The following is a 12,681-nucleotide window of genomic DNA, read 5'->3' as shown; positions in this document are numbered from 1 at the left end:
TCAGAGCCCGCCCTCGGGGATCATGGCGCGCAGCTTCGTCAGCGCGCGGTACTGGGTGATGCGGACGTTGCCCGCCGAGATGCCCAGCGCCTCCGCCGTCTCGTTCGCCGACAGGCCGACGACGATGCGCAGCGACAGGATCTCCTGGTGCAGCGGCGGCAGCGACGCCATCAGCCGGCCCAGCCGGGCGCCGAGGTCCATGTCCAGCACGTGGCTCTCCGGCTCGTTGCCGCCCAGGGGCCGGTCCGGCAGCTCCGGCACCGGCTTCGACCGGTCCCGCGCGACCGACCGGAACGCGTCGGCGACCTTGTTCGCCGCGATCGCGCGCACGAGGTACAGGAACGAGCCGCCGCGGTCCTGGTAACCGGGCAGCACCTTCAGCACCGCCAGGCAGACCTCCTGCGCGACGTCGTCGGCCGAGAGGTACGACAGGTCGCGCCCGCCGATCCGGGCTCGGCAGTAGCGCGTGACCGTCGGCTTGATCAGCCGCAGCAGCGCCTGGATCGCGTCCGGGTCGCCGGTGCGCGCCGCCGCCACGAACGGGTCGAGCTGCTCCTTCGTCAGCTTGCCGTCCGGACGCGGCAGCTCGTCGAGCACGACGTAGCCTTCGACCGCCGTCTCCGCCATCATGGTGTCCACGGGTTTCCCTCCTCGCATCGTCCACCGGACCGCCATATCGGGTAACCCGTCGCCCACAATGGACCACACTGGTCCTGGGACGATTCTCCGTTCGCTTCCCACGATTCCCGATCCGACAACCGGAGTAATCGAGCCGCTGACCAGCAACGTTGCAGCATTGTGGTTCTTGTCCAGATATTGTCCGTTACTTTAAAACGGTCCAGTGGTGTTACCCGGCGGTCACCCCCGGCGGGCGGGTCAAATAGTGGACAGATGCTGCCGTTCCGGGGTGTCCGGTAGCGAATCCGCGCTCCGTTCCGATCCTTGGCGCGTGACCCGACCCGACCGTCAGGAACCGAAGCCATGATCACCCATTGAACGCCACCGGCGCCCCCGCCGACCGGTTCGACGTGTTCCTGAGTTCGGCCGCGGCCGGCCAGGTGGAAAAAGCGCTGCGAACCGGTGGGCTGCGTGTTTTCCGGGGCAATCCGTTCGACGATTTCGATTATGTCGCGGCGTCGCGCGTTCTGCTCGCCGACTTTCCTCCCGAGCTGGGCACCGGCCGCGTACTGGCATTCATTGCGGGGGAATCGCTCGCGGACCTCGTGCGGCGGGTTCGGGCCGCCGTCACCGTGGGTCCGGGGCATTCCCCGGTGGCGACCGTCCACCGGGAACTCGTCGCGCACCGGGCGGTGCTGGTCCGCGGGCCGGCGGGCATCGGCAAGACGACGCTGGCCGAGCAGTACGCGTGGCTCGCCGGCCGGTTCGGAGGCCGGGTGCTGCGCACGGGGCCGTTCGGCCACCTCGACCCGGACGACTTCCTCCCCCAGTTCCACCTCGCCCTGGCGACGGCGGCGGGCACGTCCGGGCTCGGCTTCGACCGGCTGCGCGCGCGGCTGGCCGCCGGGATCGAGGCGGCGGGCGAGCCGGTGCTGGTGCTGGTCGACGACGTCCCGGCCGGGCTGCCCCCGGCCGTCCTCGGCCGCGCGGCGTTGCCGGTTCGCACGCTCCTGACCAGCAGGGCCGCCCGCTGGACCGGGGCGACGCTGGACCTGCCCGGTCTTCCCCTCCTCGAGGGACAGCGGTTGCTCGGGACGCCGGACGCCGGCTTCGTCGCCCGCTGCGACGGCCATCCGATGACCCTGCGGGCGACGGCGTTCACCTTGCGGGAGCGGCCGGGTACCTCGCCGGAGGCCCTGCCGGACACGGCACCGCACGCGATCCGGGAGGTACTCGTCCGGCTCGGCCGGCCGGCGCGCGAGCTGGCGCGGCTGGGCGGCGTGCTGGCACCGGCGCCGATCCCGCCGGGCGTGCTGGATCGTGCTTCATCCGGGGCGGCGGAGCTGGTCGCGCAGGGATTCGCGACGTGGGTGGGCGAGAACCTGCGGCTCCAGGCCCTGGTGGTGGAGGTGGCCTGCGGCGAGTTCGGGGAGCCGACGCCGGAGCAGGCCGCGGAAGCGGTGTTGAAGGGCCTGGCCGACGGCGGCGCCGGCCGGCCCCTCCTGCTCCAGCACGCCCGCGTGCTCGCCGACCACAGCCCCGTTCACCGGGTCGCCCTCCTGCGCCCCGTCGCGGCCGCGCACGAAGCCCACGGTGATCCCGCCACCGCCGGGGAAATCCACGCCGCCATCCTCGCGACCGGCGAAGCCGCCTCCCCGGACTTCACCGCCGCCGCCCGGGTCGAACTCGCCTGCGGGCTCGACGCCGAAGCCCTCGGGCACGCGCGGCAAGCCCTCGTACTGACCGCCGACGCTCCCGAAGCCGCGCTCGTCGCCGCCCGGGCCCTCGACGCCCAAGGCGACTACGCCGAAGCCGACCGGGTTTTCTGGCACGCCCACCACCCCACCACCGGCGAAGAGCGCCACCGGGCCGCGCAAGCCCGCCGGCTGCGCGGGCGCCCGCGGGAGGCCATCGCCCTCCTCGAACCCGCGCTCGCCGACCCCGGCCCGATCCGCGACGCGCTGCACCTCGAGTACGCCCGCAACCTCTTCCAGGCCGGGCAGCCGGAGCGAGCGCGGGACGTCGCCGCCGGGATCGCGGACTGCCCCGACGCCGACCTGATCCAAGCCGACGCCGCCCTCGCCGACCACGACCCGGCCGACCTCGAACAGACCTACGCCGGCCACCACGGCACCGAAAGCCCGCTCACGCTGACCGCGTCGGTCCACGTCGCCCGGACGCTGCTGGACCGGCCCCGGCAGGCACTGGAGAAACTGGCCGAGACCGACCAGGTCGTCCGCCGCGTGCTGGGCGACGACCACCGGCTGCACCACCGGATCCGCCACGCCATGGGCCTCGCGCACGCGCGGCTGCGCGAATTCGACCGCCAGGCCGACCTGCTCGAGCCCCTCCGGAAACCGCAGCTCCGCCTCCTGGGCCGGACCCACCCGGAAACCCTGGAAACCCGCATCGACCTCGGGCTCGCGCTCGCCCTCGGCGGCCGCGGCCCGCTCGGCGAAGCCACGAAGCTCGTCGACGACGCCGCCCGCGACGCGGAAACCGGCGCCGGCCCGGCATTGGCTGCCAAAGCGCGCGCCGCCCGGCAGGTCGTCCGGCTGCCCGAGCCGTTCGTGTCCGCGCTCCACGCCCTCGAGCGGCTGGTCTGGCCCTGACCCTCAGCCGGCGCCGGCCGGCTGCCAGCGGATCCCGTACGCGAAGCCGGGCGCGAGGTGGCGGAACCGGACGTGCACCTCACCCGCGTCGTCGGTCTCCAGCACCGCGCCGCGCGGCGAGCGCGTGTCGTTCTGGAACGCCTTCTCCAGCCGCACGATCCGGTCCGGCACCCGGTCGCCGAACCGGACGTGCAGGTCGAACAGATCGCACGGGTGCCGCGGCACGCAGATGTAATGCGGTTCCCGCATGTTCGCCCGGAATCGCAGTCCGATGTCGTGCCGCTCACCGCGCCGCAGCGGCTCCGGTAACCGCAAGGCCAGCCCGACCCGGTCGCTCGACTCCATCGCCCGGCCGGCGAGCACTCCGCCGTGGAACACGTCGACGACGAGATCGGACACACGCACCGAATCGCCGGATTCGCCGGCCGCGGTGAGCGTCAGTGCCAGGTCCAGCTCGGCGATTTCGTCCGCATCGGCGACCACCCGGCGGAATTCGAACGCCTCGGCCACCGGCTGGTCGAGTGCGAGCGTCACGCGCAGTTCTTCGGTGTGCCAACTGCGGCTCGGATAGCGCGGCCGGAGATCCCGCGCGCCGGCCGCCACGGCCATTGCCGCGACCTGCTCGATTCCTTCGTCGATCCGCCGCCGCACCGTCCGGTCGTCGCGGTCGAGCGTGATCGCCGCCCAGTGCACCCGTTCCTGGTAGAACGGCTTCCGCGCGCGCTCGTCCAGCGCGAAAGCGGCCCGCAGCGCGATCTTCAGATCGTCCGGCAACGACTCGACCAGTGGCCGCAATCGGTCGGTGAGTTTACGCCGCATCTCCACGGAGTCGTCATCTTCCAAAATTCCACATGTGGCGCGCAAAGCGGGTCCGACGCGATCCGCGAGCGGTGTGGTGAAAATTCCCCTCCCTTTGCGCAAGACCTTCAGCTCGCCGACCACGTCCGCCGCACTGAGGTCCACCGTTCCTCCCTCGCCGTTCCCGCACGGGCATCAATATTCGTCAGCGCCGACGCCGATGTCCAGTCGATCATGGGGCGGTAAACGGATCGTTATCCCGCGGTTTCCGGACCCACCGCCACGCGAAACGGGAAAACCCTTCCCGGCGGCCGCATTCCGCGGGGTCGCACCGATTCCGCAGCGAAAAATCGCCGGACCGCGGGGCAACCTCACCCACTGGTGTCGAACGCGTCGAAATGACGGCCGCCACTCCGGCGGGTGATCATGGCGTGGCTACGGCCGCGCGGGGGTACTTGTTGATCATGAACCCGAAGATGTGGCGTCTGCTGATCTCGGGGTCGCTGCGGCTGTTCCTGATCAGCGCCGTGCCGGCCGCGGCGCACCTGTCGCTGTTCGTCGGCGTGGTCGCCACGGTGATCGCGTTCGTCGTGCCGGCACCGCGGACCCCGCACGAACGCCTGGGCCCCTAGACCGCCACGACGCGCGCCAGCACGGCCGGGACGGCCCGTTCGAGCTCGGCCGCGGCCGCCTCCTCGCCGGCCAGGTGCCGGAGCAGGGCCTGCTGGAACAGGCCGTCGAGCAGCGCGTACGCGACGGCCTGCGGCACGGCGGCCGACGCGGCGGCCAGCTCGGCGTAGCGGGCGACGACGTGGTGGATCATCTCCTCGCGGCGCCGGTCGATCTCGAGCACGTCGGCGCGGAAGGACTCCTCGAACAGGCTCTGGTTGCGCAGGTCGTACCAGAGGCGGTGCATCTTGGCGTCCGCGCGCAGCGTCGCGGCCATCGCCGCCGCGAAGTCGCGTTCCAGCTCCGCCGCCGTCCGCGCGCGGGCGACGATTTCGTCGTACCGGGTGACGCACACTTCCTCGAACTGCCGCACGCAGTGGGTGAGCAGGTCGACCTTGTCGGCGAAGTAGTAGTGCAGCACGCCGTGCGAGAACTCCGAGTTCTGCGCGATCTCCCGCAGACTGGTGCGCGCGTAGCCGAGCTCGGCCAGCGTCCGCAGCGCCGACACGGCGAGCTGGGCGCGCCGGTCGGCGAACTTGTCCACCTGGCGGCGCGAGATCCGGTCCCGGGCCCGCTCCTTCGCCTCTGTCACGTGCACCGTCCGTCACGTCGTGGTTGCCGGGTCCAGTCTATCGAGCACTTGACCAGCTTTTCCTTGACAAGCGTCCAAGAGACTCTTGACGACCGTCCAGACCTTGGCGATGCTGAGCGCCGACCCGGCTCGAGGAGGAGATGTCGATGCGGCACGACCTGTCCGGGCGCGCCGCGCTGATCACCGGCGGCGCCCGGGGCCTGGGCGCCGGCATGGCGGCGGCGCTGGCCGGCGCCGGTGCCGCCGTCGTGATCGCGGACCTCCGGGAGGACCTGGGCCGCGCGACCGCGGACGCGCTCGGGCAGACCGGCGCCGCCGCCGCGTTCGTCCCGCTGGACGTCACCGACGACGCGAGCTGGGAGCGGGCCGTCAAGGCCACGATCGCCGAGCTCGGCGGCCTGGACGTCGTGGTCAACAACGCCGGCGTCGAGCTCGCCGGCCCGCTCGTCGACCTGGACCCGGCCGACGTCCGGCGGATGCTCGACGTCAACGTCCTCGGCACCGCGCTCGGCATCAAGCACGCCTTCCGCGCGATGCGCCCGGGCGGCGCGGCCGGCCACGGCGGCGCGGTCGTCAACATCGCGTCGGTCGCCGCGACCACCGCCCTCCCCGGCATCGCCGCCTACTCCGCGACGAAGTCCGCGGTCGACCGCTTGACCCGGGTGGCCGCGACGGAGGCCGGGAAGCTCGGCTACGGCGTGCGCGTCAACTGCGTCTACCCCGGCGCCGGTCGGCTCGGCGAGGCCACCGACCTGGCCGACGCCGTCGTGTTCCTCGCTTCCGACGCCGCCCGGTTCGTCACCGGTGCCGGCCTACCGGTCGACGGCGGGCCGTGACGGCTACGCCGCCCGCCAGGGGCGGAGCTTCTCGGGGTTCCGCACCGCCCAGATCCGCCTGATCACCCCGTCCGCGACGTCGAAGGCGAACACCGTCCCGACCACGCCGTTGCGCTCCGCCACCAGCCCGGGCCGCCCGTTCACCACCCGCTCGACCAGCGTCATCGCCGGCACCCGGTCGGTGATCTCCACCGTGTACCGCGCCACCCGCTCCCCGCCCGCGACCGGGCGCGCCACGGTGCTCGCGAGACCGCCCCCGTCCGCGACCGCGACGACCGACGGGTCCAGCAGACCGATCAGGCCCGGGATGTCCTTGGCCTCCCAGGCTTCCTTGAACGCCCGGACGACGTCGGCGCTCCGCGCGCGGGACGGCGCCGGAGCGGGCCGCAGGCGGCGCCGGGCCGACGTCGCGAGCTGGCGGCACGCCGCCGAGGAGCGTCCCAGGATCGAAGCCACTTCCGCGAACGGGTAGGCGAAGACGTCGTGCAGCACGAAGGCGACCCGCTCGGCCGGCGTCATCGACTCGCACACGACGAGGAACGCCATGGTGATCGACTCGTCGCGCAGCAGCAGTTCCGCCGGATCGGTGAGGCTCTCCGACGGCACCGGCTCCGGGATCCATTCGCCGGTGTAGCGCTCCCGGCGCACGCGCGCCGAGCCCAGCAGGTCCAGGCAGATCCGGCTCGCGACCGTCGTCAGCCACGCACCCGGCCGGTCGATCGCGTCCCGCTGCCGCCCGGGCAGGGCGTACCACCGGCCGTACGCCTCCTGGACGACGTCCTCGGCGTCGCTCAGGGAACCCAGCATCCGGTAGGCGATCCCGATCAGCTGCGGCCGTTCGGTCATGACGTCGTTCTCGCTCACGCGGCTATGACGAGCCCGGGCGGCAATTCGTGACAGGCGTACGCGCTCCGGCGTAGCCGCAAGTGCCGTACGTCGGCGGACGACCGCGGCGACCCGCGTCGCCACCATGGGAGCCAGCCCGAAAGGAGGCACCATGGTTCTCAAGCCCCGGGCCCGGAAGTGGTACCTCGTGGCGCACATCGTCTCGGCGGGCCTGTGGATCGGGATCGACGCCGTGCTCGGCATCCTGGTCTGCACCGCGCTGCTCTCGAGCGACACCGACGTCGTCACGACCAGTCTGAAGGCGCTCCCGCTCTTCGCCGTCTGGCCGATGCTGACGGCCGCCGTCCTCACGCTCGGCACCGGCGTCGTGCTCGGCCTCGGCAGCAAGTACGGCCTCGTCCGCTACTGGTGGGTGGCGGTGAAGCTGGCCGTCAACGTCCTGATGGCCCTGCTGATCCTCTTCGCGCTGCGGCCCGGGATCGGCGAAGCCACCACGAATCCCGAAGGCCTGCTCTACCCCGTCGTCGTCGCGCCCGCTCTCTTGCTGTTCGCCGGCGTCCTCTCGGTCTTCAAGCCCTGGGGCCGCATCCGGAAGGAATCCCATGACCCTGCCCGTCGCTCTGCCCGTTCGAACAACCGCACTGACCAAACGCTACGGACCGGCCGCCGCGGTCGAGGACCTGAATCTGTCGGTGCGCGCCGGTGAGGTCTACGGCTTCCTCGGCCCGAACGGCGCCGGCAAGACGACGACGCTGCGGATGCTGCTCGGCCTGATCCGGCCGACCTCCGGCCGCGTCCGGCTCTTCGGCGGGGAACCCGGCCGCCTCGCCCGCGTCGGCGCGCTGATCGAAGGCCCGGCCTTCTACCCCTACCTGTCCGGCCGGGCCAACCTGCGGGTCCTCGCCGACCACGCCGGCGTGCGGCGCACCCGCGTCGACGCCGTGCTCGACGTAGTCAGCCTCGCCGACCGCGCGAAGGACCGGTACGCGACGTACTCGCTCGGCATGAAGCAGCGGCTCGGCCTGGCCGCGGCACTGCTGAAGGAGCCCGAGCTGGTCGTGCTCGACGAGCCGACCAACGGCCTCGACCCGGCCGGCATGGCCGACATGCGGGTCACCCTCCGCAAGCTCGCCGCCGAGGGCTGCACCGTCCTGCTGTCGAGCCACCTGCTGGCCGAGGTCGAGCAGATCTGCGACCGCGTCGGCGTGCTCGACCACGGCCGGCTCGTCAGCGAAACCACCGTCGAGGACCTGCGGGCGGGCGGTGCGCTGCGCGTCGTCGCCGAGCCGCTCGAGCGGGCCCGCGACCACCTGCGCCGGCTCTACCCCGGCGTCCGCGTCGACGGGAACGCCCTCGAACTCGACGTCGACCCGGGCGAAGCCGGGCGGGTCAACGCCGAGCTGGTCGGCGCCGGGCTGACCGTCACCGAGCTGCGCTGGCACGAACCCGACCTGGAACAGACCTTCCTCGCCCTGACCGGAGGTACCGGCCATGCTGCTTGACATCCGGGCCGAGCTGACCAAGCAGGCCCGCCGCCCCGCGAGCTGGCTGCTGCTGGCCGTCGCCGTCGTGCTGTCGCTGACCTTCGGCTACGCCGTCCCGTACGCGGGGTTGAGCGGCGCGGCCGGTCCCCCGGGCTCCGGGCGCGGGCTGGACGCGATGCTGCCCGGCGCGTTCGTCGGCAGCGCGCTGGGCGGGTTGCCGATCTTCGTCGGGGCCCTCGCGCTGATCTTCGGCGTGCTGGTGGCGGGGAGCGAATACGGCTACGGCACGTGGAAGACGGTGCTGGTGCAGCACCCGTCGCGCGTCGCCGTGTTCACCGCGAAGCTGGTCACCGTCGCGATCGGGACGCTGACCGTGGTGCTCGCGCTGTTCGCGGCGACCGCCGGCGCGAGCGTCCTCGTCGCGTCGCTGCAGGACCAGGCTTTGGTCTGGCCGTCGTTGTCCGACGTCGTGGCGGGCCTCGGCGCCGGCTGGCTCGTCGCGACGATGTGGGGTGCGCTCGGCGTGCTCCTCGCGGTCGGCCTGCGCTCGGTGGCGCTGCCGATCGGGCTCGGCCTGGTGTGGCTGCTCGCCGTGCAGAACCTCCTCTCGTCGATCGCCGCGCCGCTGCTGGACTGGGTCGCGCAGCTGCAGAAAGCCCTGCCCGGGCCCAACGCGGGCGCGCTCGCGGCGGCGTTCGGGGCGAGCGCGCCGGGCGTCGACCCGATCGTGGGATCCGGGCAGGCCACCGCCGTGCTGGCGGCCTACCTGGTGGCCTTCGGCGTGCTCGGCGGCTGGCTGCTGCACCGCCGTGACATCGCCTGACGAGGGGTACCGGCCACCGGTGCGGTGAGCCGGTACCGCCGTGCGCGCGGTGTAGTGTTTGCCGGTCCGACCGGCGGGTGAGCCACGTGAGGTGCCATGACAGTGCGGCGGTACCCGGTGGCGGTCCTGCTCGTCGTCGTGACGGTGGCCCTGGTCGTCGTGAACGGCTTCGCGTTCTGGGGCGACACCTTCGCCCTGTGGATCGACGACGCCATGCAGCTGAGCGCCGGGGTCGCGGCGGTCGCCTGCGGTGTCCTGGTCGCGCGCCGGGTCCGCGGGCACCAGCGCTGGTGGCGGGTGCTCGTCGCGCTCGGCATGGCCGGCTGGTCGCTCGGCCAGTGCGTCTGGTCGTGGTACCAGCTGATCGACGGGCGCGGGCTGCCGTCGCCCTCGCTGGCCGACGTCGGCTACCTCAGCTTCCCGGTGTTCGCGCTCGCCGCCCTGTTCGTCCTGGCGCGAGCGCGGATCCGGCCGGACCGCGAACGCTTCCAGCCCGCCCAGTGGACGGCGCACTTCGGCGTCGCGGTGGTGCTCGACGGCCTGATCGTCACCGGGTCGCTGTTCATCCTCACCTGGACCGCCGCGCTCGGGCAGCTGGTCCGGGCCACCGCGCCGGACAAGCTGACCTGGGCCGTCGCCATCTCCTACCCGCTGTCGGACCTCGTGATCGTGGTCGTCGCGGTGCTGCTGGTCGTGTTCGACCGGGTGGACCGGCCCTACCGCAAGAACCTGCTGCTGGCCGCCGTCGGGATCGTCGCGCTGGCCGCCTCCGACAGCGTGTTCGCCTACCTGGTCAGCATCGGCGCGGAGAGCATGAAGCCGTGGTCGGACGGCGGGTTCGTGCTCGGGCCGCTGTTCATCGCCTTCGCCCTGCTGGCGACGCCGGGTCAGCGGCGGCACGACGACGCGGGCCCGGTGGGCGGGGTGGACTGGTGGCAGCTCGCGCTGCCGTACGTCCCGGTCACCGCCGTCGCGCTGCTGATCACCGGGCAGCTGCTGGCCGGCGCCGGACCGGACGGCGTGGAGGTGGTCGTCGGCGTGCTGGTGGTGTTCCTCGTGCTCGCCCGGCAGCTGCTTTCCTTGCTGGACAACAGGTTGCTGCTGCGCCGGGTCTACGACGGACAGCAGCAGCTGACCCACCAGGCCTACCACGACCCGCTGACCGGGCTGGCCAACCGCGCGCTGTTCGCCGACCGGCTGGACCGGGCCGTCGAGGCTGGTGAGGCTGTCGCCCGGCCGCTCGTGCTGCTCTTCGTCGACCTCGACGACTTCAAGGAAGTCAACGACCGGTTCGGGCACGCGGGCGGCGACGTCCTGTTGCACGCCGTCGCCCAGCGGCTGCTGAGCTGCGTGCGCGCGGGCGACACGGTCGCGCGCCTGGGCGGCGACGAGTTCGCGATCCTCCTCGAAGGCGAGCTGGACGCGCCGCAGGCGGTCGCCGACCGGATCCAGGGCGCGCTGCGGCGGCCGTTCGCGGTGCACGGCACGCTCGTCGCGGTCCGCGCGAGCATGGGACTGGTGGTGCCGGACCCGGCCGAGCCGCTGGTGACGTCGGACGTGCTGCTCGGCCGCGCGGACACGTCGATGTACGCGGGCAAGCGGCTGGGCAAGGACACGACCGTGGTCTACCGCCCGTCGCAGGACGGCCCGCCGGACTTCCCGGCCGCGTTGCGCCGCGCCGCGGGCGGCATCCCGGAGGGCTTCGGCCTGGTGTTCCAGCCGATCGTCCGGCTGGCCGACGAGACCCCGGTGGCCCTCGAGGCCCTGGCCCGCTGGAGCACGCGCGACGGGACGGTGGTGTCGCCGGAGACGTTCGTCCGCGCGGCCGAAGGCGCCGGCCTGGGGGCCGAGCTGGACGCGCTGGTGCTGGACCTGGCCTGCCGCGAGATCACCACGGCCGGGCTGGACCTGACGGTGCACGTGAACGTGTGCGCGAGCCGCCTCGGTGCGGCCGAGCTGGAGCGGAGCGTCGGTGCCGCGCTGCACCGCTACCGGCTGCCGGCGTCCCGGCTCGTCGTCGAGATCACCGAGACGGTGCCGGTGCCGGACCTGGCGGCGGGGGCGGCGGCGATCCGGCGGTTGCAGGAGCTGGGCGTGCGGGTGGCGCTGGACGACTTCGGCGCGGGGTACAGCTCCTTGACGGTGCTGCACGCGCTGCCGGTCGACCTGATCAAGCTGGACCGGGCGTTGACGACGGGCGTGCAGCCGGAGCGCGACGCGGCGCTGTGCCGGTCGCTGGTCGGGCTGTGCGCCGACCTCGAGCTGGACGTGGTCGCCGAGGGGATCGAGACGGCCGAGCAGGCGTCGTTGGTCACCGCGGCCGGGTGCACCACGGCGCAGGGCTACCTGTACGGCCGCCCCGCGCCGCTGTCCGCCCTGCGCCTCTCGGCGATCCCCGCGGGCTAGCCACAAGCGCCCCAATGTGGCCTTGGTTGCGTTCAACGCACCCAAGGGGCCCTTCGGTGCGTTCAACGCACCGAAGGCCACATTGGGGCGCTTTCGTCAGTCCGTGCGCACTCCTGGCGGGAGGACGCCGAAGATCGTCGCCGTCGAGCCGGCCCCCTTGCGGTTGATCGGGCCGCCCGCCAGCACCCACGCGCCGGTCGTCGGGAGGGCCTTCAGGTTCGCCAGGATCTCCAGGCTGATCCGGTGCCGCTGGTACACGAGCTTCGACACCGTGTACGTCTCGTCCGTGCCGACGTCCGGGCTGAACGTGTCGGTGCCCGTCCCGCCGCGACGCCCGAGCCGTCCGGTGTCGATCAGCCACTTGACCGCCGGGATCGAGAACCCCGGCTGGTGCAGCACGCCGTCCGCGCCGGTGTTCGGGTAGGCCGGGGTGCCCCACTTGGCGTCCCAGCCGGTCCACAGCACCACGACCGACTCGTCCGGGATCCGGCCGTGGCGCTTCTCCCACGTCTTGAGGTCGTCGATCGTGACGCCGTAGTCGGGATCGGCCGCGGCCTTCGCTCTTATGTCGATCTTGACGGCGGGCCGGAATAGATCCCCCGGATCCATGTCGTCGGCCAGGGGCTGGCCGGTGGTGAAGTGGCCGGGTGCGCCCCAGTGCGTGCCCGTGTGCTCGCCCTCGCGGACGAACTGGAGGTAGTAGCCGTCGTCGGGGATCGTGGCGATGGTTTCCAGCGTGAAGGCCGGGTCGCCGGGGAACACGTTGGTCGTGGCGGGGTCGTTGACGTGCGAGAGGTTGACCAGCTTCAGCTGGTCCAGCCGCACCGGCGGCGTGACGGCCGGGGCGGCCTGGGCCGTCCGCCCGGACACGGCGGCACCGAACACCCCGGCCAGCCCCGCGGCCAGCACCCTGCGTCTCATCGGCATGGGGATCACCTTTCACCGGAAACACCGCCCGTGCGGTGTGCCTGCACGGTGATATCACCCGAGCCGCGCG

Annotated in this window: 12 protein-coding genes; 7 read left to right on the top strand and 5 right to left on the bottom strand. The window is 72.7% G+C overall.

Annotated elements, in window-relative coordinates:
* Positions 1 to 630, bottom strand: coding sequence for an RNA polymerase sigma factor ShbA (gene shbA, locus AB0N03_RS02530; RefSeq protein WP_364364276.1), 630 nt, complete (start codon positions 628 to 630; stop codon positions 1 to 3).
* 362 nt (positions 631 to 992) lie between these two features.
* Between shbA and AB0N03_RS02525 the strand changes: the two genes are divergently transcribed.
* Entirely contained in the window at positions 993 to 3,230 is a 2,238-nt protein-coding gene (locus AB0N03_RS02525; protein ID WP_364364138.1) for a hypothetical protein, read from the top strand.
* Between the two features lie 3 nt (positions 3,231 to 3,233).
* On the opposite strand, the gene AB0N03_RS02520 is transcribed toward AB0N03_RS02525, so the two are convergent.
* The gene (locus tag AB0N03_RS02520; protein ID WP_364364135.1) at positions 3,234 to 4,193 is read right to left on the bottom strand and encodes a hypothetical protein; all 960 of its coding nucleotides are present in this window, start codon (positions 4,191 to 4,193) and stop codon (positions 3,234 to 3,236) included.
* A 299-nt stretch (positions 4,194 to 4,492) separates the two neighbouring features.
* Here AB0N03_RS02520 and AB0N03_RS02515 point away from each other — a divergent pair, with 299 nt between their 5' ends.
* Positions 4,493 to 4,660, top strand: coding sequence for a hypothetical protein (locus AB0N03_RS02515; protein WP_364364132.1), 168 nt, complete (start codon positions 4,493 to 4,495; stop codon positions 4,658 to 4,660).
* Here the strand turns inward: AB0N03_RS02515 and AB0N03_RS02510 are convergent.
* Positions 4,657 to 5,289 (bottom strand): helix-turn-helix domain-containing protein, encoded by a 633-nt coding sequence (locus AB0N03_RS02510; RefSeq protein ID WP_364364129.1) that lies wholly within the window; start codon positions 5,287 to 5,289, stop codon positions 4,657 to 4,659. The genes AB0N03_RS02515 and AB0N03_RS02510 overlap by 4 nt on opposite strands.
* A gap of 146 nt (positions 5,290 to 5,435) precedes the next feature.
* Between AB0N03_RS02510 and AB0N03_RS02505 the strand changes: the two genes are divergently transcribed.
* Positions 5,436 to 6,125 carry an SDR family oxidoreductase gene (locus tag AB0N03_RS02505; RefSeq protein WP_364364126.1) on the top strand — a complete coding sequence of 230 codons (690 nt, stop codon included), beginning with the start codon at positions 5,436 to 5,438 and terminating at the stop codon, positions 6,123 to 6,125.
* A gap of 3 nt (positions 6,126 to 6,128) precedes the next feature.
* Here AB0N03_RS02505 and sigJ read toward each other — a convergent pair whose 3' ends face one another.
* Positions 6,129 to 6,971, bottom strand: a complete 843-nt coding sequence (sigJ, locus tag AB0N03_RS02500; protein ID WP_364364273.1) for an RNA polymerase sigma factor SigJ — start codon at positions 6,969 to 6,971, stop codon at positions 6,129 to 6,131.
* A gap of 151 nt (positions 6,972 to 7,122) precedes the next feature.
* Here sigJ and AB0N03_RS02495 point away from each other — a divergent pair, with 151 nt between their 5' ends.
* The 4 genes from AB0N03_RS02495 (at position 7,123) to AB0N03_RS02480 (ending at position 11,684) form a co-directional block, all read left to right on the top strand.
* Positions 7,123 to 7,677: a hypothetical protein gene (locus tag AB0N03_RS02495; RefSeq protein ID WP_364364123.1), complete on the top strand. Its 555-nt coding sequence runs from the start codon at positions 7,123 to 7,125 to the stop codon at positions 7,675 to 7,677.
* The gene (locus AB0N03_RS02490; RefSeq protein WP_364364120.1) at positions 7,574 to 8,473 is read left to right on the top strand and encodes an ABC transporter ATP-binding protein; all 900 of its coding nucleotides are present in this window, start codon (positions 7,574 to 7,576) and stop codon (positions 8,471 to 8,473) included. The genes AB0N03_RS02495 and AB0N03_RS02490 overlap by 104 nt, the downstream gene beginning before the upstream one ends.
* Positions 8,463 to 9,278: an ABC transporter permease gene (locus AB0N03_RS02485; RefSeq protein ID WP_364364117.1), complete on the top strand. Its 816-nt coding sequence runs from the start codon at positions 8,463 to 8,465 to the stop codon at positions 9,276 to 9,278. The genes AB0N03_RS02490 and AB0N03_RS02485 overlap by 11 nt, the downstream gene beginning before the upstream one ends.
* 96 nt (positions 9,279 to 9,374) lie before the next feature.
* Positions 9,375 to 11,684 carry an EAL domain-containing protein gene (locus AB0N03_RS02480; protein WP_364364114.1) on the top strand — a complete coding sequence of 770 codons (2,310 nt, stop codon included), beginning with the start codon at positions 9,375 to 9,377 and terminating at the stop codon, positions 11,682 to 11,684.
* Between the two features lie 96 nt (positions 11,685 to 11,780).
* Here AB0N03_RS02480 and AB0N03_RS02475 read toward each other — a convergent pair whose 3' ends face one another.
* Entirely contained in the window at positions 11,781 to 12,611 is an 831-nt protein-coding gene (locus AB0N03_RS02475; protein ID WP_364364111.1) for a cyclase family protein, read from the bottom strand.
* Positions 12,612 to 12,681 lie beyond the last annotated feature (70 nt).

The sequence above is a fragment of the Amycolatopsis sp. NPDC051061 genome (assembly GCF_040682935.1).
Classification (GTDB): Bacteria; Actinomycetota; Actinomycetes; order Mycobacteriales; family Pseudonocardiaceae; genus Amycolatopsis.
Note: the sequence above shows the minus strand (reverse complement) of the source record. Positions and strands in the feature narration are given on the sequence as shown.